The following is an 18,757-nucleotide window of genomic DNA, read 5'->3' on the forward strand; positions in this document are numbered from 1 at the left end:
CTTCTTCAGCCGGGAAGATCGGGAGTTGTTTCAGGTTCTCTCGCACGGCGAGTTCAACATCAACGGACTTTAGAACAAGTCGATTCGCAAGCTGCTGCCTGAACTTAGTCCGGCTTCGGTTTCCCGTATCTTGAAGCGCCTTCGTGTTCACGGGATTGTGAAGAAAGTCCCCGGTACAAGGAAGTACTACCTGACCAAGCTGGGAAAGAGCGTCATTACGCTCGGTCTCAAAACCAGGGAACTCTTCATCATTCCCGGACTGACGGAAGTTGCTGCAAACTGATTACCCGATCATGTGACACGGGCTGTTTACGGCAGCCTTGCTTTAACGCTGTCTTTTCAAGGTTTTTACGAGTTTCTTTCCACTTTTCGAAGATCTTTGAATTTAAGAGCCTAAGAACAGGGATCTTGAGCGAGCAAAGGAAAAGAAAAGTTGAACGGAAACGGACTCTTACAAGCGGAGATTTGAACCGCAGTAAACAACTAATATCCCTTGATCCGTCCGAATTCTACTATCTCCAAGACCGTTTAGGCTCCGTCATCGGTTTAACCGACCCAACCGGGAAGATGATCACCAAATATCATTACGATGAGTTTGGTATCCCGCATCCGAGCAAGAAGTTTGACAAGAACTGGCCGGGTCCGAACAACACATTCGGTTATACGGGATTGGAGTACGACTATACAACCGGTTTGAACTATGCCCGTGCCCGTTACTACATGCCGGAGATAGGACGGTTTATCTCGAAGGATCCGGTCCAGGGAATTGCCCAACTGCCTTTGACCCAAAACGGATATACCTATACGGAGAATATCCTATAAATTAGTTGATCCTTGTTCTTTCGAGGTGTGAAGGATATTGTAAAATCATATCGAACTCTGTAGTCAGGAAATTCTTATCAATTGAAGCGGGTAGGGGAACATGTCTGGAACTAAGCATTGGATACGGCTAATCGGTTATGTAAGAGTGGGAGAACACCGAGGGGTGCTTTATCAGCATGTACATAACAAATCACTCTGGAAATGGAGAAATTGCATCGTCAAAGCTGATGATTACCGATCCGCCATTCAGAAGCTGAATGAGCAAAACGTCATTCCAAAATAAAGGCAGCGGATGCAAATTGGGGTGAGGACTCTGACGAAAAACGTGTGAAGTTCCTATTTTTTTGCGTAAAGAAGCGCCCAAATTGCTGAATTCCGTGTATAATGAAGAAAACTGGCTGATTAGTCAAAAGTGAGGAGGTTGTTTTATGTCAGTTCAGGAAGTGTTCTCCACCTTAACAGAGAAAATGAATACTGTGCCAAATGGAATTGCAGGTGTCAATACGGTGTATCAATTCGATTTGAGCGGGGATCAGGGCGGCACCTACCAATTGAAAATCGAGGATGGGAAAGCCGAGTATGTACAAGGGACTTCGTTTGATGCGAAATGCAGCCTTCAGATGTCCGATGAGAGCTTTTTAAAACTGATGAAGGGCAAACTCAACCCGACAATGGCCTTCATGACCGGCAAGTTAAAAATTAACGGGGATGTCGGATTGGCAATGAAACTCCAATCGATCCTTCAGAAATATCAATAACATGAAGACAGCAGAATAGCTTCGCTATAAAGAAAACGACCTTGGAGAATTTCCCGCAAGGTCGTTTTCTTTATGCTTGTAAGTGCTTTATCTCGCAGCGCTGCTGCCAGCTTGAATGCTTTTCAGATACTGCTGAGCCTGCTTGGTGTCATATTGACCTTCCCATTTTGACATTACGACAGCTGCCAATGAGTTCCCCATTACGTTAACTGCAGTACGTGCCATATCCAAGATCCGGTCGATCCCTGCAATGAACGCCAAACCTTCTACCGGGATGCCGACAGAACCAAGGGTTGCCAACAATACTACAAAGGATACGCCCGGTACACCCGCAATACCTTTTGAAGTAACCATGAGCACCAGCATCAGAGTGATTTGTTGACTCAGTGACAAATCAATTCCATACATCTGCGCGATAAAGATCGCAGCGAGTGCCTGGTACAAGGTAGAACCATCGAGATTAAACGAATACCCGGTAGGGATCACGAATGACGTAATTGCTTTCGGGCAGCCGAACTTCTCCATTTTTTCGATAAGCTTTGGCAGTACCGTTTCAGAGCTGGCTGTAGAGTACGCCAGAAGAAGTTCGTCTTTCAAAATCTTGATGAGGGTGACAATGCTTGTACCCGCCATCTTTGCGATTACGCCCAATACAACTGCCACAAAGAATAACATGGAACCATAGACAGTCAGAACGAGTTTTCCAAGCGGAATCAAAGATGCAACGCCAAATTTGGATACGGTGACTCCGATCAGGGCAAATACGCCGAATGGAGCAAACTTCATGATTTGATTGGTTACCCAGAACATTGTGTCGGCGACACCTTCAAAGAAATGAATGACAGGCTTCCCTTTTTCGCCGATTGCGGCCACACCCAAACCAAACATCACAGAGAAGAAGATGATTGCCAGCATATCCCCGTTTGCAAGGGACTGTACGATGTTTTGGGGAACTATATTCACAAATGTGTCCGCCATGCTGTGGCTTGCCTTGTCGGCAGTATCTACGTATTTCTTAATGTCTGTTTTGGCCAGTTCAGCCAGATTGATACCGGAACCCGGTTTGAACAGATTGGCAGCCAACAATCCGACGACAATTGCAATCGTAGTCACAATCTCGAAGTACAGAATCGTCTTTCCGCCAAGTTTACCCAGTTTTTTGGTATCCCCAACGCCTGCGATTCCGATAATCAGAGTGGAGATGACAATCGGGACAACAATCATCTTAATCAGGCGGATAAAAATGTCGCCGATCGGCTTTAAATACGTTGCAACCTCCGGGCTGCCGTAGAAGACAGCACCGACGATAATACCGAGCACGAGCCCAACGAGGATTTGTGCTGCCAAACCAAATTTTTTCATTACTTTCACCTCTCGATTCTATTTATGTTGATTGAACATTCCAATCGGTTGTTTGGCCGCCGGGTGACTGTCGAATACTGAAACAACGGTTCCCCTACCAACCCCGGATCGGAATTGTGAACTGCATATAACATGCATTGTAAAAGCATTGTAAACGGTAACCTACAAAAAACGACTTGAATCGACAAAATGAAAATTTATTGGTCCAATTTTTTTTGAGGCAATTCAATTCAGCAACGCATAGGCGGGTATACCACAAAAAGACTGCCGTTAAATCCGGCAGTCTTTTCCTTCAGACGGTTCAATTATTTCGTGATCCGAAATTTATCATCCTTGTAGTAATCCTGTACATCGGTGTTTGAGGATTGAGGCAGCTCCTTTGCAAGAAGAACTGTCACACTGGCTGCATCCCAGGAAACTTGATAACCTAATGACTCGGCGATCTTTCGAACCGGGAGGTAGGACTTTCCATCAATTTCAACTATGTCTTTTTTATAGGTTCCCGTATTTTTCATTCCGAGACCTACCAGCAGCTTATCGGAGAGAATATAGCTCTTTCCGTCCTTGAGCAGCATCTGACCAGCATAGTAAGGGAACACAACACCGTTGATTTTCAGGGTAAACGGCCCTTTGTCCGGTTGTGGAACCTCTTGCGGTTGATCGACTGTAAATTTTACATTGTCTACTCCAAGAACTGTTCCTTGCCGGGTGTTATCGGCACCGCCATACATCTTGTTATTCTCAAAATCATAGATTACAGCCTGCACGTTTCCTGTTCAATTCCGGCTTCCCATCGCACCGTGGGATAGCTGCTCGAGTAAATGCGAGGTGCAAGGATGGCATCCTGAATCGGCATCTTATGGTCAATGACATTCATTATGGTCTGCGCAACAGAGGCGATAATGGTCGGACCACCCGGAGATCCAAGCGACATAAACGGCTTTCCATCCTTTAAAATCAATGTGGGTGACATACTGCTGCGGGGACGCTTGCCGGGTTCAACTTGATTGACTCCACCGGGTGTTGCGTCAAAATCGGTCATCTCATTGTTCAACATCAATCCATATCCCGGAACCATAATACCGGATCCGAACACCTGTTCAATCGTCGTGGTATAGGAAACCATATTGCCCCATTTGTCCATGACTGAGAAATGAGTGGTTTGACCGATTGGTTTCTGTTCGTTATCTGCTTTGATTGTTACAGACGGCTTTTTTGTGTCGTATTTCCATGGATCCCCGGCTGTTACTGCAGCGTTTGCAAGGTCCGGGTTGATCAGTTTTCTTCTTTCCTTGGTGTATTTTTCATCCACGAGCCCCAGTTTCGGTACAGAATAAAAATCTTCATCGGCCATATATTTTGCACGATCCGCATAAGCCAAATGCATGGATTCAAGTAAACGATGCAGGGTATCGACCGAGTTCAGACCCATTTTCTCTACATTGTAACCTTCCATTAATTTCAGGATTTGAAGCACGGTTAACCCGCCTGAACTCGGAGGAGCCATCGAAACGACTTCGTATCCCCGATAGTCGGCTCTTACCGGCTCTCTTTCTTTCACGGTGTAATTTTTCAAATCTTCGGAGTTCCGTTTGGCGCAAATACTTGGGCGGCTGTACCATACTTTTGCAGCTTCTGAACCTCTTCTTTGATGTACTGGGCGGTAATCCAATTGACAGGTACCCCTTTTTCAGCTTGCTCAATTGCCGGATCGATCACTTCCGCCAGCTTCATGGAACCGTATTTGGTTAAAGCGGTCTCAACTCCCTTAAGGGTACCGGGAACACCTACCGCTTTTCCGTTGGTATGACGCTCATCAAAAGGAACAGGCTTTCCATTCTGATCGAGAAACAGCTTCGGATCGACGTTTTTGGGAGCCGTTTCGCGGCTGTCGAGAATGGTGATTTTGTTTTGATCTTTCAGGTAGATAAAACCGCCACCGCCAATACCAGACATCATCGGTTCCACAACATTTAACGACAATTGAATTGCCGCTGCCGCGTCTACCGCATTCCCACCTTTCTCCAGGATCATTTTTCCAGCTTGTGCCGCTAAGGGATGGGAAACTGCAACGATTCCCTTTGTTGCTGCCGGCATTTTGTCATCTACACCGGGCACCTGGGCAAAAGCAGGTGTAATGCTGGACAGCGTAAGGGCTGCCAATAGAAGCAAAGATTTTAATTTCATACAATCCCTCCTGAAAGTTATTCAAATATGTAAAGATTTCCTGAAGAAATTCTAAATCCGAATCTACAGAAAACTACTGAAACCTACAGGAAATAAAATTTAAAGAGTGAATTTTTTTTATTTTCTCTCTTGCCAGGGAGAATTTTGGGTCTGTTCCAGTAATTTACTCTTCTGATACACTAGAGGAATGAAGGCGTTTTGAATGGAGGGAGGGAACTGTGATGCAAGAGTTGAAAACGGTTTGTCCCCACGATTGTCCGGATACCTGTTCGATCATTGCGAAGGTGGAGGACGGGAAAGTCGTCTCGACAAAAGGAGATGCGAATCATCCTTTTACTCGGGGAGCTCTTTGTACCAAGGTACGTCACTATGACGAGCGGATTTATTCACCTGATCGGGTTCTATATCCAATGAAAAGAGTGGGAGCAAAAGGAGAAGGGGTATTTCAGCGAATTACATGGGACGAAGCTCTGCATGCAATTGTTGAGAAGTTACAAAATACGATCGACACATACGGCGGCGAGTCTGTACACCATTTTAAAGGAAGCGGAACCATGGGACTGATTCAGTCCAATATTCACTTTCCGTTCCTCCATAAAATTGGAGCCAGCCGAGCGCGTGGCGGGTTATGCTGTCCGGCCGCCGGCATCGGTTGGAAATATACAGTCGGCGAGAATGTCGGGAATCGGCCGGAGTCCGTCGCCCATACGGATCTGCTGATCGTCTGGGGCATGAACATGGCGTCCACTAATATGCACATGCTCGCTTTTTACCAGCAGGCGAAAAAGAACGGAGCAAAAATGATCGTGATCGATCCCTATCGACACCGCACGGCGAAACAGGCAGATTGGTTCATCCCGATTCGTCCCGGGACAGATGCCGCGTTGGCGCTTGGGATGATGCATGTGTTGGTGGAAGAAGGAATGACGGATAACGACTATATTGAGAAATATACTTTTGGATTTGAGGAACTGAAAAAGGAGCTTCCTCGCTACACCCCTGAATATGTGGAAGAGATTACCGGCGTACCGGCTGATGATGTGCGGAAATTGGCTCGCATGTACGGGCAGGCGAGAGCCCCTTTTATACGGATGGGAATGGGATTATCCCGTAACCGGCGCGGCGGAATGATTGTCAGAACCATAGCTTGCCTGCCAGGATTGATCGGGGCTTTTCATAAAAAAGGCGGCGGGGCCTTGATGTTCACCACAGGTGTGTTTCCACTGCGTACTGAGGCGGTAACTCGCCCGGATCTGCTGCCGAAACCAGCCCGGGTACTCGATAAAGTTCGGCTCGGTCACAGTTTGCTGGAGGAGCAGGAGCCACCTGTTACATTTCTGTTTGTCACGGGGGGCAATCCGGCGCTGTCCTGCCCGGATCAGGGGGCGGTTCGAAAAGGGCTTGCACGGGAAAATCTGTTCACGGTTGTGCATGAGCAGTTCATGACGGATACGGCGAAGTTCGCGGATATTTTATTGCCGGCGACAACGTCATTTGAATCCTATGACGTTTATCAAAGTTTCGGACATACGTATTTCCAAAAAGCGGAACCTGTGATATTTCCGATTGGCGAAGCATGGAGCAACCATGATTTTTACTGCGCTCTTGCGCGAAAAATGGGCTTTGCTGATGACGTGTTTACCAAACCGATACAGGAGCTGGCTTTGGAACTGCTGCCCGACACAATCACAGATGCCCAAAAGGAAGCGTTTCTTGCCGGAGAACCGGTAGAGCTTGTTGAAATCGAGAAATTTTTCGAGGGAGGATTCCCAACTTCATCGGGAAAACTTGAATTTTATTCGGAACAGATGGCAAGGGACGGATATCCTCCATTACCGACATACAGTGAAATCGAAGACGGGGAAGACGAAGGTGACCTTCATTTATTGACGCCGCCTGCCCACTATACTCTGAACACATCGTTTGGCGGAGTTCAGTCGCTTCGTGAGAAGGAAGGTCGGCCGACGGTCCGGATTCATCCGGAGGATGCGAAAGTAAGGGGCATCACAGAAGACGGATGGGTAAAGGTATACAATGACCGTGGAAGTATTCGTTTATGGGCGCGGTTGGTTGAGGATGCACCGCGTGGAGTAGTGGCTGCGGAAGGTGTTTGGTGGACGGCGCATGTGCCGGATGGCAATCCGTTGAATCTGCTTCCAAGTGACCGGCTAACCGATATGGGATGGGGCAGCACGCTGCATGACAATCGTGTTCGGGTCAGGAAAATTAACAAGGAGGAAGAGGTGGGCTGCCGTGAAGTATGAATGGTCAAAATCCATGCCTGTGGTACAAGTACGAATCGCCCGTCCTACCGATCAATTGGCAAAAGTGGCCGAGTTTTATAAAGAGGTGCTATATGCCCGCCCCTTGAATTTATGGTATAACATGGTGGAAAGCTATTTCTGAATGAGATGGCTGACTGACTGCAGGAGTAAGGATGGCGATTGCAATGAACAAGAGACCTGAAGATACACGTGTCATTTGCGGGATGTCCGGTGGAGTCGACTCTTCCGTAACCGCGCTGCTCTTGAAGCAGCAGGGGTATGATGTTGTTGGAGTCTTTATGAAGAACTGGGACGATACGGATGAGTTCGGGCACTGTACGGCAGAAGACGATTTTCACGATGTCAGACGCGTCTGTGACCATATCGGGATTCCCTATTACACGGTAAATTTTGAAAAAGAATATATGGACAAGGTGTTTGCCTATTTTCTTGACGAGTATCGAAAAGGGCGGACTCCAAATCCTGACGTCATGTGTAACCGCGAAATCAAATTCGGGGAGTTCCTGGAAAAGGCGTTAGACCTTGGAGCGGATTACATTGCGACCGGTCACTACGCCCGGGTGGATTTTGTCGATGGGGAATACCGCTTGCTGCGGGGGGCGGATCCGAATAAGGATCAAACCTATTTTCTGAATGCTTTAAATCAGTATCAGCTTTCCAAGGCTATGTTCCCGATCGGACACTTAACGAAACAACAAGTGCGGGAAATTGCGTTGGAGGCAGACCTGCCGACCGCGAAAAAGAAAGACAGTACCGGGATTTGTTTTATTGGCGAACGGAATTTCCGGGAATTCCTAAGTAACTATCTTCCCGCAAAGCCCGGTGAAATGCGCACCTTATCAGGGGAAGTGATGGGACGTCATGAAGGCTTGATGTACTATACGCTGGGGCAGCGGCATGGAATCGGGTTGGGCGGTGCGGGTGATCCCTGGTTTGTAGTCGACAAAGACATTGAAAACAACATTCTTTACGTGGAGCGGGGTTCCGATCATCCCCGTCTGTACTCCAAAGGGCTGTTTGCGACAGATGTCAATTGGGTCAGCAATAAAATGCCTGAGGAACCTTTCACATGTACGGCAAAATTCCGCTACCGTCAACTGGATCAAGGGGTAACTGTGTACCGGAAACCGGATACCACATGTGATGTCATTTTTGATCAGCCGCAAAAAGCGGTTACACCCGGCCAGGCAGTCGTGTTCTATCAAGGGGAATTGTGCCTTGGCGGCGGGATAATTGACAAAGTGTATAGAGAACTGCCTGCGTCGTACGAAGCGGCAATGTCAAAGTGATGAGTAATGTGAGAGACTCTAGGGTGGAAGGCGAGTCTCTTTTATTTTCAGGTAAAAAAAGGTGAAAAATATGGCAGTATAATCCGACTCTCAAAAGAAGCAGTTTTTGGGGATGAACTCTGTGATTTTAGTCCTTGGATTCGTGAGTTTATTGACCGATCTCTCCAGTCACATGATCGTTCCCGTTCTTCCTTTGTTTCTTACGTCAGTGCTGCATGTTCAGGTCGGGACTGTCGGGGTGATCGAAGGAATTGCGGAGAGCACGGCAAGCGTCCTCAAATTGTTTTCCGGCTGGATTTCCGACCGGTTCGGCCGAAGAAAGCCTCTCATGGTGGCGGGGTACGGTCTTTATTATGCAGCGACGGAAGGAATTCAAAAAGCATACATAGCGGATTTGGTTCCCGAAGGACAACGAGGCACGGCAATGGGAACGTTCAACGCCTTGACAGGTGTGGTGGCATTGCCCGCAAGAGTGTTGGCGGGTTTTCTTTGGCAATCGTTTGGACCCGCAGCCGCTTTCGGCGTGAGCGGTTTGCTGGCCGTTTTTGCTGCGATCTTGATGGTGATCTTTCGCATTTAGAAACAAAAAGAGTTCACGGATGGTGAAATCCGTGAACTCTTTGATTGTTAAACGTTTTTCTTCTGATCATACCGGTAAACGGTGTATTGTTGGAAAAACGGAAGGCACGAAGCAATTTTGGCATATAAGCGAAAGACTAATTGTATTATTGGCTCGAGTATATTTTTAGATTTCATCACCAGAAGGCTTGTTAATAGGGCAAGAATCGCACCGCCAGCTACATCTGCGGGATAATGAACGCCAACGAATACGCGAGATACTGCTGTTAAAATCGCGAAACCTAAAACGATGTACTTCCATTTATGATTTTGCATTGCCATTACGATAGCTATTGAAAAAGCCAAAATGGCATGGTCGCTTGCAAAAGAAGACTCTGACGCAGAATGCGGAATCAGTTGATGCACAGTGTGATCCACAAAGGGACGTGGATGCCAATAAACATTGTTAATCACTAAATTACAAGATAATGCAAGTAAAGAACATATCGCTGCGTACAGTGCAGTACGTTGATTCCGTTCACGTAAATCGTGTTGCTTACTGCTAAACCACATCAACACTAAAATGACCGCAAAAATAAGTTGGGCGTTATCGGCAATGAAAATCATAATCCGGTCAAGCAAAGCGTAATGCTCCGCCCACCTATTTATCAACTGAAACAGTTCGTAATTCACGATTGCTCATCTCCAAACCAGCGTGTTTTTTTAACTTAGACCTGTCTATGATACTAAATTTCTTTTAGTTTTCCTAGCCGTGGTGTGAGATCGATCATCGATCGGACGTATTATGGTATAATTGTTAAGAACTGGCACAACAACGTGCAAGCACTACTGCGAAATTACCAGATAACCTATAAAAACGGTAAACAGGCAGACGGGAAGCAGAGAAACCAAGGCAGCCAAAGATTTGCCGGCAACTGCCAATATCGAGATCACGAGTGAAAGCAGTGTTAGAGGCCACAGCATGGGAATCCTCCTCTGGCGGTTCAACTTTTGAACAGAATATGGTAAACTGGGAACATAAGCTTGACCACGCTGCATATAGTACTAATAGACCGCAGGTGCTGGAACACCTACGGTCGGCACAATAGTCGCCCTCCAAAGGGCTGGCTCGTGCGGAAAGGATAGACCGCTTCCTACCTACCCAAAGGGCGGTCTATTTCCTTTTTTGGAATGACAGTAAGGAGACGATCAACAGCCCAAATGCAATCATCAGGGAAATTGATTCGTATTCCGTCATTAGATCACCCCCTTCCGGGAGGGGATGAGCCGACTGCCCTTGGGAGCCGATTCTATTGTACATAGACTAGTATAGCATATTTTTCCATACCAGCAGAGAAGAAAAGTGGCCGTCTCACTAGAAAACGGACGCTTTTTTTCTACAACGGAACATTTAACATACATGAACGCTAGCGTTTGCACGCTTATATAGATACGGATGGAAATAATGCCTTATCACGGCGTTATTTTAGAATTTTTAATGGGATTTATTCAAATAGCGACTTGGGAGGGTATTACTTCTTACAAAACCATCGGATACGCCGGGTTTTCCCCCAGATAAGATCCTGAAAGTCCTTTATTTCTTTATTTACGAATCAAATGGGGAAAATAACATCCCGAAAGTCCGTTAGTCACCTTTGAAAAATCAGAGGTCGAGGTCTTGGAAAAACCTGTTAGTTGATTTGTCCGTGGCAGTTTTTTTACGATCCCTGTTACAAAAGAAGTAAGGATTTGGTAAGTGGAATTGCTTTAGAAGGGAAAGGAGCAGAATGAACGGGAGCTCGAAAAATACTTGGAATGCCAGTTTCTACGATGAGAAAATCAGTTTTGTTTCCCAAGACATTCAGTTTGCAGTTGAGAATGCCGAGACATTTCGCATAGATGAACAATTTGACTCTGTATTCTCCAATGCTGCCTTGCACTGGATGAAACAAGCGGAAAAAAGCGACTGAGAGCGTTTGGCTCGCATTACGTCATGGCGGTAAAGTAAAGCTTACAACTTCCCCCAGATTTTGTTACAATAAAAAAATCAGAGTTAATTAGTCGGAATAGACATTCAGGACCGAACGGGGATGGGGAAACGATGAAAAAGATCGATCTGCGAAGCGACACAGTAACGCTGCCGACGGAGGCAATGCGCAAAGCGATGACAAACGCCGAACTGGGCGATGATGTATATGGTGAAGATCCCACCGTAAACCGTTTGGAGGAGGCAGCGGCCGAAAAGCTTGGGAAGGAAGCTGCCCTTTTTGTTACAAGCGGTACGCAAGGAAATCAAGTAGCGATTCTGACTCATGCAAGAGCCGGGGAGGAAATTCTGCTTGAAGCAGACTCCCACATTTTTTACTATGAAGCGGCTGCTGCATCTGCTCTGGCTGGTGTTCAAACGCGTACAATTGCAGGGATTCGCGGTGCAATGCACCCCAAAGATGTGGAACAGGCGATTCGCGGTGTTAACATTCACTTCCCGCGAACCGCATTGATCTGTCTCGAAAATACGCATAACCGGGCAGGCGGGGCCGTTCTTTCACTCGAAAATATGAGAGCGGTCTATGAGGTCGCCCAGCGCAAACAGGTTCCGGTTCATCTTGATGGGGCAAGGGTATTCAATGCGGCAGTTGCTCTAGGAGTAGACGTCGGTGAAATCACTCAATATGCTGATACCGTCCAGATCTGTTTCTCCAAGGGGTTGGGGGCTCCAGTCGGGTCTGTTCTGGCCGGTTCACGGGAATTTATTGAACAGGCCAGACAATGGCGGAAGCGTCTGGGGGGAGGCATGCGCCAAGCCGGGGTCATTGCGGCACCGGCGATTGTGGCGTTGACCGAGATGGTGGACCGCTTGGCGGAAGACCACGCGAATGCGAGGAACCTTGCGGCTGGATTGGCGGAGATAAAAGGGGTTCAGGTGAATCCGGATTCTGTTGAGACGAACATTGTGATTGCAGACGTGTCCGAAACCGGCCGTTCCGCATTGGAAATCCTGGATTTGCTTGCGCAAGAAGGTGTGCTGGCTGTTGATTTCGGCGACACACTGGTTCGTTTCGTCACCCATAAGGACATCAGCACCTCCGACATTGAAGAAGCGATTCACAGGATCAACCGGGTCATACAGGGAGTTGTCGTATAAATGGACCTTTTTTCTTTGCAGGCGGAAGAATCACAAAAAGGGATGGCCCCGCTGGCTGCCCGAATGCGCCCGCGAACCCTGGACGAATTGATCGGACAGGAAGAGATCGTGGGGCCTGGGAAGCTGTTGAGGCGGGCCATTGAGGCGGATCAGCTGTCCTCGATTATTCTGTATGGGCCGCCGGGGACCGGTAAGACTACAATTGCAAAGATTATTGCCGGACATACGAAATCCTATTTTCATACCTTAAATGCGGTCACCGCCGGAGTTGCCGACATTCGCCAAGTGGTGGAGGAAGCGAAGAACAGGCTGGCGATGTACAACCAGCGAACCGTTTTATTTGTGGATGAGATTCACCGGTTTAACAAATCGCAGCAGGACGCTCTCTTACCCCACGTCGAGGACGGGTTAATCATCTTAATCGGGGCAACAACCGAGAATCCGTTCTTCGAGGTGAATGCGGCGCTTTTGTCCCGCTCGCAGGTGTTCCCGCTTTCCTTGTTAAGCGAAGACGATCTGAAGCGGGTGGTTCGCAAGGCATTGGCGGATTCGGACAGAGGATTAGGCCATTTTTCGGTAAAAATGGATGAGCACGCACTTGATCATCTGGTGCGATATGCTGACGGGGATGCCCGCCGTTTGTTAAATGCAGTGGAATTGGCGGTGCTGTCGACGCCACCGGATGAAGACGGAACGATTCATATATCGCTTGATGTGGCTGCCGAGTCAATTCAGAGACGGGCAGTTCGTTACGATAAATCGGGAGATCAACATTACGACACCATTTCTGCATTTATTAAATCGATCCGCGGTTCGGATCCGGATGCCGCCTTGTTTTGGCTGGCGCGTATGATTGATGCGGGTGAAGACCCGAGATTCATAGCGAGGCGGCTTGTAATCTCCGCTTCGGAAGATGTGGGGAACGCGGATCCTCAGGCATTGCAGGTGGCAGTGGCCGCTTTTCAGGCTGTGGAATTGATCGGGATGCCGGAAGGACGAATTATTCTGGCGCAAGCTGTGACCTATTTGGCTTCCGCGCCCAAGAGCAATGCTTCCTATATGGGAATTAACAAGGCGTTAAGCGAAATACGAAATGGCGGGTCTGTCGAGGTTCCGCTTCATTTAAGGGACGCTCATTACAAAGGTGCTGCTCAACTCGGTCACGGTAAGGGATATTTGTATCCGCACGATTACCCGGGTAATTTTGTAGAACAGAATTATTTGCCTGAATCACTTCGTGGAAGACAATTTTATCGTCCCGCGTCAAACGGCTATGAGAAAAAAATTCGGGATTACCTTGAAACGATTGGAAAGCTTAACCCGGAGGATAAATATGGGAATCCAGACTCATACTAGTCCTACTCGTGTTCAGCGGATTGTTTTCACCAATTTGCTGGCAGTCAAAAGGCTTTTCGTGTTTATTCTTGGGCTTTTGATTATGTGTTATGGGATTGTGGCGGTGGTCAATGCCGGCTTCGGCGTTTCCCCGTGGGATGTGCTGCATCTTGGGATTTCACAAAATACCGGGCTGTCGTTCGGCAGGGTATCTCAGCTTGTCGGACTGGTGATTTTGGCAAGTGCAAGCATACTCATGAAAAAGTTGCCTTCTTTTGGCGCTATCGCTAATATGATACTGGTCGGTGAGTTTATTGATCTGTTGATTCACTTTCAACTTGTACCTCAGTGGGAGCATTGGGCAGCGAGAATCGGCCTCTTTGTCGGAGGGCTTTTCATCTGGGGATTTGGCACAGGTGTCTATATTCAATCACAATTGGGGGCGGGGCCGCGCGATTGGCTGATGCTTGCCTTCCACGAAAAAACGGGATGGGCGATTCGCTGGGTGCGCACGTTCCTGGAAGTGACAGCCGTCACCCTCGGGCTTTGGCTAGGCGGACCGTTCTCATGGGGGACGATCGTATTTTCACTGACGATAGGTCACTCCACGGAGTTCGGATTTCGAATGGCGAAAAAATTGTTCGGCCGTTTTACAGAGAGGAGAGAAGTTGCGTGAAACTTTCAACGAAAGGTCGGTATGGCGTTACTTTGATGGTGGATCTTGCGATGTATCAGGGAGAGGGACCGATTTCTCTCAAATCGATTGCGGAGCGGGAAGAGCTTTCGGAACATTATCTGGAACAATTGATCGCGCCGCTTCGTAATGCGGGACTTGTCCGTTCTATCCGGGGGGCGTATGGAGGATATGTTCTGGCGAAAACGCCGCAGGAAATCACGGTCGGGGATATCATCCGTGTTTTGGAAGGGCCGATCACAATCGTGGAAGACCCGGAGGATGAATTAACCTATTTATGGGAGAAGATACGGGATGCAATTAATCAAGTATTGGATTCGGTGACACTAGCGGATGTTGCGGAACGGAAGAAATCAGGTGGCGACAACTTTATGTTCTACATCTAACAACGCCCATTAAAGTGACGAAAAGCGGAGAAGCAAACAACGGGAACCGCGACTCCGCGCGCAAGGTCACGCTAAGGGCTCAAGCCCAAGTCGTGCCATGTTAATGGGGACCCGAAAACAACGGACTTAAGAAGAATCAAAGGTGATGAAATGTGATCTATCTCGATAATGCGGCCACGACTCCTCTGCACCCGGCTGTGCGAGAGGCAATGGCGCCATTTTTGGAAACTGAGTACGGCAATCCGTCGAGCATGCATGCTGTGGGCCGCAAAGCCAGAAAGGCAGTCGAGCGGGCAAGGGAGCAGGTTGCCAAAGCCATCGGCGCCGATCCGGCTGAAGTGATTTTTACCAGCGGCGGGACCGAGTCCGATAATGCGGCCATTATTGGGGCTGCGCTGGCCAACCGGGATAGGGGGCGCCATATCGTTACGACGACGATTGAGCATCACGCTGTCCTTCATACGTGCGAATTTCTTGAAAAAATCGGGTTTGAAGTGACCTACGTATCCCCTGGCCGAGAGGGAATTGTAACAGTGGACGGGGTTGTTTCTGCCATTCGTCCGGATACCACTGTCGTTTCCGTGATGTATGTCAACAATGAAACGGGAGCGATACAACCTGTTCAGGAAATCGCACAAGCTTGTTCTGAGCGCGGGGTTCTTTTTCATACGGATGCCGTACAAGCTGTCAGTCTTCTGCCGATTGATGTAAAAGCAAGCGGCTTTCACATGTTATCGTTGTCCGGACACAAGCTGCACGGCCCCAAAGGAATCGGTGCCCTCTACGTCCAGAAAAAAGCGGTCTGGAGCCCAATCCTCCACGGTGGTTCGCAGGAGCGAAAAAAACGTGCCGGAACAGAAAATGTGCCTGGGATCGTCGGGCTCGGGGCAGCCATACAACGAACAATCCACCACCGGCAGGAGAATTATCTTCACATTCAGGAATTGCGTGATCGAATGCTGGGAGTACTGATGGAAAAAGTGGAATTTCTGACAGTGAATTCACCGCGGCATGCAGTTCCTTCGATTCTGTCGGTTTCTTTCCCGGGTGTTTCCGCCGATTCTATGCTGATGAATCTCGATTTTGCGGGGATTGCGGCTGCCAGCGGGTCTGCCTGTACGTCCGGATCCTTGCAGCCCTCGCATGTGCTGACTGCCATGGATTTGGACGTCCATTGTGTCAAATCGGCTATCCGGTTTAGCTTTTCGGAGCAAAACACCCTTGGAGAAATAGAAGAGGCGGTACACAAAACCGCTCAGATCGCCAACCGGTTGAAACGCAAAGGTTGAAACGCAAAGGTTGAAACGCAAATAGGTAAGGAATGAAGATGCCCGATATCGGGCATTTTTTATTTAGAATCGGGCAGGAGGCAAAGTCATGAAACGAAGTGGGCTATGGATCGGGCTCCCTGTGATCGAAGTGCTTGAGGGTACCAGGATCGGAGAAGTAGTGGATGTCCTGTTTGATCCTGACAATCATGCTTCAGCGCTCCTGATCAAAAAAGACGGTCTCTTGGCCGGCCAGGGAATCGTTCCGTTGACAGATCTCAAATCCGTTGGGGAAGATGCAATCACAATCGAATCTGCGGATGTTGTGAAAGAATGGGAATCAAAGGAGTACACAAAATGTTTGGTGACAGGTGATGAAGCTCTGACAGGAAAGGAACTGTACACGGAAGACGGAACAATGCTGGGGACAGTGGCAGATGTTTACATCGGTACACAAAGGGACAACATAGTAGGGTATGAAGTGTCGGACGGCTTACTTGCCGACTTGGTGACCGGACGCAAGTGGATACCCGCAACGGATGTACTGCAGATCGGGAATCAGATGATTGTAAAAGCCAACACCAAGTTAACTGACCTTCCACTGAACACATAGGAGTGAATGCACCTTGATGCGCTGTCCCAATTGTAATTGCCGTGACATTGGAAAAATTGGAACCAACCAATTTTATTGCTGGGAATGTTTTGTGGAATTCAATGTTATCGGTGAGGAGGTCAAACTGTATCAGGTTGAGGAAGACGGATCGTTAAGTCTGTTCGATGATCTTCCGGATATCGAAACACAAGTTCAACAAACTGGATAAGTCAGAGTTATAGGAGGTACCGCTAATGCCAAATCATGATTCTGCCACAACTGCCGAACAGGTTCCTGCACGCAAATTAGGTGACACATGGGAAGGGTGGGCCGGCGAGATCGAGGAGAACAATGGAGATCTTGCTACCTCTCCCTGGTACTTCCTCGGTTTTTATTCTGCCGCATTGCTTATGATTCATGGAATCGCATGGTTCCTCTGGTTTTTGGCCGAACCCCGACTTGCCGAAATCGGGACATGGGTCAAAAACACGGTACTGATCGGCGGGCTCAGCGTGATAATCGCAATGGATGCGGGCCTGCTGTTAGTGACGGCAACCATACTTACCGGGAAAAATTTTGTCCCTTATTACAAAGGAAAGCATGTTGCTTTATCGCCCCTTTTGCCTGTGATTGTAAAGATTGGGTCGAAATTTGGACTTTCCAAAGACCGGATTTCCAACTCGCTGCTGCAAGTTGGAAATCGAATTACGGCAGCCAATACAAGGCGAATTCAATCGACAGAGCTGTTGATTCTGCTTCCCCGCTGCTTAACGAAAGTCATGCGTGACTCCATCAATGAAATTGCCGGACGTTACGGAGTGATGGCACACGTTTGCGGTGGCGGGCAGCAAGCTCGTCAGCTCCTCGCAGAGAAGAAGCCAAAAGGGGTTATTGCTGTCGCGTGCGAGAGAGATTTGATGGCGGGGGTGCAGGATGTAGGGGCCGCCATCCCCGTTATTGCAATTGCTAACAAACGTCCCGAAGGTCCGTGCCGGAATACTCATATCGATTTAGTGGAAATGGAAAATGCGTTCCGCTCATTTCTTGGTGAAGCGCCTCTCCAAAGAGATGAACCACTGGCAGTTCAATAATTCACCGACAACGCTTGACAAGCCTCCTTCCCTGTCGCTTAATGGAAATGTGACTGAAGTGACATCCGGGAGGTTTTTTCTTTGTCCAAAATCCGTTTATTTCTTGAAATGATCAAGTTTGAACATACAATCTTCGCCTTGCCCTATGCGTACATCGGGATGATCATGGCCAGCTTCTACAAAAATGGGACGTGGCCGGGCTGGGACAAATTTTTTTGGATTACGATGGCCATGGTGGGGGCCCGAAGCGCTGCAATGGCGCTGAACCGTTTGATTGACAAACGGATTGATGCAAAGAACCCTCGCACAGCCGATCGGGAATTGCCGCGCGGCGCGATTTCAGGTTTGGAAACCGTCGGATTTATCGCAGTTTCTTTCCTCCTTCTTGGCGTATCCGCATGGATGTTGAATCCGCTCTGCTTCTATCTGATGCCGGTTGCCGTGTTTTTCTTGGTGGTTTATTCCTATACCAAGCGGTTTACCTGGGCGTGCCATTTGGTGCTCGGGATCACGGATGGGTTGGCACCCCTCGGTGCATGGATTGCGGTAACCGGCAGTTTTGATATTCCGGGCTTGCTTTTGGCCGGAGCCGTTGCCGCTTGGATTGCTGCGTTTGACATCATTTACGCTTGCCAGGACGTTGAATTCGATCGTCGGGAGGGGCTGTATTCCATCCCGAGTCGATTTGGCATTGCCGAAGGCTTGTGGATCTCCCGTGCTTTGGACGTCCTGACGATCGGACTGTTCCTGCTCATCCCTTTATATGTGTCGCTGGGAACGATCTATTACGTTGGTGTCGCTGCTGTCGCTGTACTTCTGGCATATGAACATTTGATCATCTCGCCAAAGGATATGTCACGGATTGACATTGCCTTCTTCAAGGTCAACAGCATAGTCGCGACCGTAGCGTTTGTGTTCACCTTCACGGATATTGCGTTAAGGCTGTTGTGACAAGTCAACGGCCCCAATACACAAGTCACGGGAT

22 protein-coding genes and 1 pseudogene are annotated in these 18,757 nt (G+C 48.3%); 18 read left to right on the forward strand and 5 right to left on the reverse strand.

All coding sequences use genetic code 11. From position 1 onward, the window contains the following. Positions 1–130 precede the first annotated feature (130 nt). The 4 genes from ACFO8Q_RS12410 to ACFO8Q_RS12425 all read left to right on the forward strand — a co-directional run bounded on the left by ACFO8Q_RS12410 (position 131) and on the right by ACFO8Q_RS12425 (position 1,580). Positions 131–283 (forward strand): hypothetical protein, encoded by a 153-nt coding sequence (locus tag ACFO8Q_RS12410; RefSeq protein ID WP_380026102.1) that lies wholly within the window; start codon positions 131–133, stop codon positions 281–283. 125 nt (positions 284–408) lie between these two features. After that, positions 409–822, forward strand: a complete 414-nt coding sequence (locus tag ACFO8Q_RS12415) for an RHS repeat domain-containing protein (RefSeq protein ID WP_380026103.1) — start codon at positions 409–411, stop codon at positions 820–822. A 100-nt stretch (positions 823–922) separates the two neighbouring features. After that, positions 923–1,105, forward strand: coding sequence for a hypothetical protein (locus ACFO8Q_RS12420; protein ID WP_380026104.1), 183 nt, complete (start codon positions 923–925; stop codon positions 1,103–1,105). A 145-nt stretch (positions 1,106–1,250) separates the two neighbouring features. Continuing rightward, the gene (locus ACFO8Q_RS12425; protein ID WP_380026105.1) at positions 1,251–1,580 is read left to right on the forward strand and encodes an SCP2 sterol-binding domain-containing protein; all 330 of its coding nucleotides are present in this window, start codon (positions 1,251–1,253) and stop codon (positions 1,578–1,580) included. Positions 1,581–1,667: 87 nt separating this feature from the next. Here the strand turns inward: ACFO8Q_RS12425 and ACFO8Q_RS12430 are convergent, their stop codons facing one another. Both ACFO8Q_RS12430 and ACFO8Q_RS12435 read right to left on the reverse strand, forming a co-directional pair. Continuing rightward, positions 1,668–2,942 carry a cation:dicarboxylate symporter family transporter gene (locus ACFO8Q_RS12430; protein ID WP_380026106.1) on the reverse strand — a complete coding sequence of 425 codons (1,275 nt, stop codon included), beginning with the start codon at positions 2,940–2,942 and terminating at the stop codon, positions 1,668–1,670. A 305-nt stretch (positions 2,943–3,247) separates the two neighbouring features. After that, positions 3,248–5,129 (reverse strand): annotated as a pseudogene (locus ACFO8Q_RS12435) (gamma-glutamyltransferase). Between the two features lie 221 nt (positions 5,130–5,350). On the opposite strand from ACFO8Q_RS12435, the gene ACFO8Q_RS12440 reads away from it, so the two are divergent. From ACFO8Q_RS12440 to ACFO8Q_RS12455, 4 genes are all read left to right on the forward strand, one after another. Next, complete coding sequence (locus ACFO8Q_RS12440; protein ID WP_380026107.1) at positions 5,351–7,393, forward strand: molybdopterin-containing oxidoreductase family protein; 2,043 nt, start codon at positions 5,351–5,353, stop codon at positions 7,391–7,393. Further along, entirely contained in the window at positions 7,383–7,535 is a 153-nt protein-coding gene (locus ACFO8Q_RS12445; RefSeq protein WP_380026108.1) for a hypothetical protein, read from the forward strand. The genes ACFO8Q_RS12440 and ACFO8Q_RS12445 overlap by 11 nt, the downstream gene beginning before the upstream one ends. 43 nt (positions 7,536–7,578) lie before the next feature. Next, positions 7,579–8,703 (forward strand): tRNA 2-thiouridine(34) synthase MnmA, encoded by a 1,125-nt coding sequence (mnmA, locus tag ACFO8Q_RS12450; RefSeq protein WP_380026109.1) that lies wholly within the window; start codon positions 7,579–7,581, stop codon positions 8,701–8,703. 121 nt (positions 8,704–8,824) lie between these two features. Beyond that, entirely contained in the window at positions 8,825–9,283 is a 459-nt protein-coding gene (locus ACFO8Q_RS12455) for an MFS transporter (RefSeq protein WP_380026111.1), read from the forward strand. Between the two features lie 47 nt (positions 9,284–9,330). On the opposite strand, the gene ACFO8Q_RS12460 is transcribed toward ACFO8Q_RS12455, so the two are convergent. The 3 genes from ACFO8Q_RS12460 to ACFO8Q_RS12470 form a co-directional block, all read right to left on the reverse strand. After that, positions 9,331–9,954 (reverse strand): undecaprenyl-diphosphatase, encoded by a 624-nt coding sequence (locus ACFO8Q_RS12460; protein ID WP_380026112.1) that lies wholly within the window; start codon positions 9,952–9,954, stop codon positions 9,331–9,333. A gap of 153 nt (positions 9,955–10,107) precedes the next feature. Then, positions 10,108–10,245 carry a hypothetical protein gene (locus ACFO8Q_RS12465; protein WP_380026113.1) on the reverse strand — a complete coding sequence of 46 codons (138 nt, stop codon included), beginning with the start codon at positions 10,243–10,245 and terminating at the stop codon, positions 10,108–10,110. A gap of 190 nt (positions 10,246–10,435) precedes the next feature. Next, positions 10,436–10,582: a putative holin-like toxin gene (locus ACFO8Q_RS12470; protein WP_380026114.1), complete on the reverse strand. Its 147-nt coding sequence runs from the start codon at positions 10,580–10,582 to the stop codon at positions 10,436–10,438. Between the two features lie 466 nt (positions 10,583–11,048). On the opposite strand from ACFO8Q_RS12470, the gene ACFO8Q_RS12475 reads away from it, so the two are divergent. The 10 genes from ACFO8Q_RS12475 to ACFO8Q_RS12520 all read left to right on the forward strand — a co-directional run bounded on the left by ACFO8Q_RS12475 (position 11,049) and on the right by ACFO8Q_RS12520 (position 18,723). Beyond that, positions 11,049–11,231, forward strand: a complete 183-nt coding sequence (locus ACFO8Q_RS12475; protein WP_380026115.1) for a class I SAM-dependent methyltransferase — start codon at positions 11,049–11,051, stop codon at positions 11,229–11,231. 131 nt (positions 11,232–11,362) lie between these two features. Beyond that, the gene (gene ltaE / locus ACFO8Q_RS12480) at positions 11,363–12,406 is read left to right on the forward strand and encodes a low-specificity L-threonine aldolase (protein WP_380026116.1); all 1,044 of its coding nucleotides are present in this window, start codon (positions 11,363–11,365) and stop codon (positions 12,404–12,406) included. Further along, positions 12,407–13,762 (forward strand): AAA family ATPase, encoded by a 1,356-nt coding sequence (locus ACFO8Q_RS12485; RefSeq protein WP_380026117.1) that lies wholly within the window; start codon positions 12,407–12,409, stop codon positions 13,760–13,762. Further along, positions 13,740–14,417, forward strand: coding sequence for a YczE/YyaS/YitT family protein (locus ACFO8Q_RS12490; RefSeq protein ID WP_380026118.1), 678 nt, complete (start codon positions 13,740–13,742; stop codon positions 14,415–14,417). Before ACFO8Q_RS12485 ends, ACFO8Q_RS12490 begins: the two co-directional genes overlap by 23 nt. Beyond that, positions 14,414–14,821, forward strand: coding sequence for a cysteine metabolism transcriptional regulator CymR (gene cymR / locus ACFO8Q_RS12495; protein ID WP_380026119.1), 408 nt, complete (start codon positions 14,414–14,416; stop codon positions 14,819–14,821). The genes ACFO8Q_RS12490 and cymR overlap by 4 nt, the downstream gene beginning before the upstream one ends. Before the next feature lie 152 nt (positions 14,822–14,973). Next, entirely contained in the window at positions 14,974–16,110 is a 1,137-nt protein-coding gene (locus tag ACFO8Q_RS12500; protein ID WP_380026120.1) for a cysteine desulfurase family protein, read from the forward strand. 88 nt (positions 16,111–16,198) lie between these two features. Then, positions 16,199–16,702 (forward strand): PRC-barrel domain-containing protein, encoded by a 504-nt coding sequence (locus tag ACFO8Q_RS12505; protein ID WP_380026121.1) that lies wholly within the window; start codon positions 16,199–16,201, stop codon positions 16,700–16,702. A gap of 16 nt (positions 16,703–16,718) precedes the next feature. Then, the gene (locus ACFO8Q_RS12510; protein WP_380026176.1) at positions 16,719–16,910 is read left to right on the forward strand and encodes a hypothetical protein; all 192 of its coding nucleotides are present in this window, start codon (positions 16,719–16,721) and stop codon (positions 16,908–16,910) included. A 25-nt stretch (positions 16,911–16,935) separates the two neighbouring features. Then, complete coding sequence (locus tag ACFO8Q_RS12515) at positions 16,936–17,772, forward strand: DUF116 domain-containing protein (protein WP_380026122.1); 837 nt, start codon at positions 16,936–16,938, stop codon at positions 17,770–17,772. A gap of 81 nt (positions 17,773–17,853) precedes the next feature. After that, positions 17,854–18,723 carry a UbiA-like polyprenyltransferase gene (locus ACFO8Q_RS12520; protein WP_380026123.1) on the forward strand — a complete coding sequence of 290 codons (870 nt, stop codon included), beginning with the start codon at positions 17,854–17,856 and terminating at the stop codon, positions 18,721–18,723. The last annotated feature ends 34 nt before the right edge of the window (positions 18,724–18,757 follow it).

This window comes from Effusibacillus consociatus, assembly GCF_042652925.1.
GTDB lineage: Bacteria > Bacillota > Bacilli > Tumebacillales > Effusibacillaceae > Effusibacillus > Effusibacillus consociatus.

Excerpts from the sequence above, each read along its gene's own strand:
- ACFO8Q_RS12420 (WP_380026104.1), top strand. The coding sequence starts at position 923 with ATGTCTGGAACTAAGCATTGGATACGGCTAATCGGTTATGTAAGAGTG.
- ACFO8Q_RS12425 (WP_380026105.1), top strand. The coding sequence starts at position 1,251 with ATGTCAGTTCAGGAAGTGTTCTCCACCTTAACAGAGAAAATGAATACT.
- ACFO8Q_RS12430 (WP_380026106.1), bottom strand. The coding sequence starts at position 2,942 with ATGAAAAAATTTGGTTTGGCAGCACAAATCCTCGTTGGGCTCGTGCTC.
- ACFO8Q_RS12440 (WP_380026107.1), top strand. The coding sequence starts at position 5,351 with ATGCAAGAGTTGAAAACGGTTTGTCCCCACGATTGTCCGGATACCTGT.
- mnmA (WP_380026109.1), top strand. The coding sequence starts at position 7,579 with ATGAACAAGAGACCTGAAGATACACGTGTCATTTGCGGGATGTCCGGT.
- ACFO8Q_RS12465 (WP_380026113.1), bottom strand. The coding sequence starts at position 10,245 with ATGCTGTGGCCTCTAACACTGCTTTCACTCGTGATCTCGATATTGGCA.
- ACFO8Q_RS12470 (WP_380026114.1), bottom strand. The coding sequence starts at position 10,582 with ATGTACAATAGAATCGGCTCCCAAGGGCAGTCGGCTCATCCCCTCCCG.
- ACFO8Q_RS12475 (WP_380026115.1), top strand. The coding sequence starts at position 11,049 with ATGAACGGGAGCTCGAAAAATACTTGGAATGCCAGTTTCTACGATGAG.
- ltaE (WP_380026116.1), top strand. The coding sequence starts at position 11,363 with ATGAAAAAGATCGATCTGCGAAGCGACACAGTAACGCTGCCGACGGAG.
- ACFO8Q_RS12485 (WP_380026117.1), top strand. The coding sequence starts at position 12,407 with ATGGACCTTTTTTCTTTGCAGGCGGAAGAATCACAAAAAGGGATGGCC.
- ACFO8Q_RS12490 (WP_380026118.1), top strand. The coding sequence starts at position 13,740 with ATGGGAATCCAGACTCATACTAGTCCTACTCGTGTTCAGCGGATTGTT.
- ACFO8Q_RS12505 (WP_380026121.1), top strand. The coding sequence starts at position 16,199 with ATGAAACGAAGTGGGCTATGGATCGGGCTCCCTGTGATCGAAGTGCTT.
- ACFO8Q_RS12510 (WP_380026176.1), top strand. The coding sequence starts at position 16,719 with ATGCGCTGTCCCAATTGTAATTGCCGTGACATTGGAAAAATTGGAACC.
- ACFO8Q_RS12515 (WP_380026122.1), top strand. The coding sequence starts at position 16,936 with ATGCCAAATCATGATTCTGCCACAACTGCCGAACAGGTTCCTGCACGC.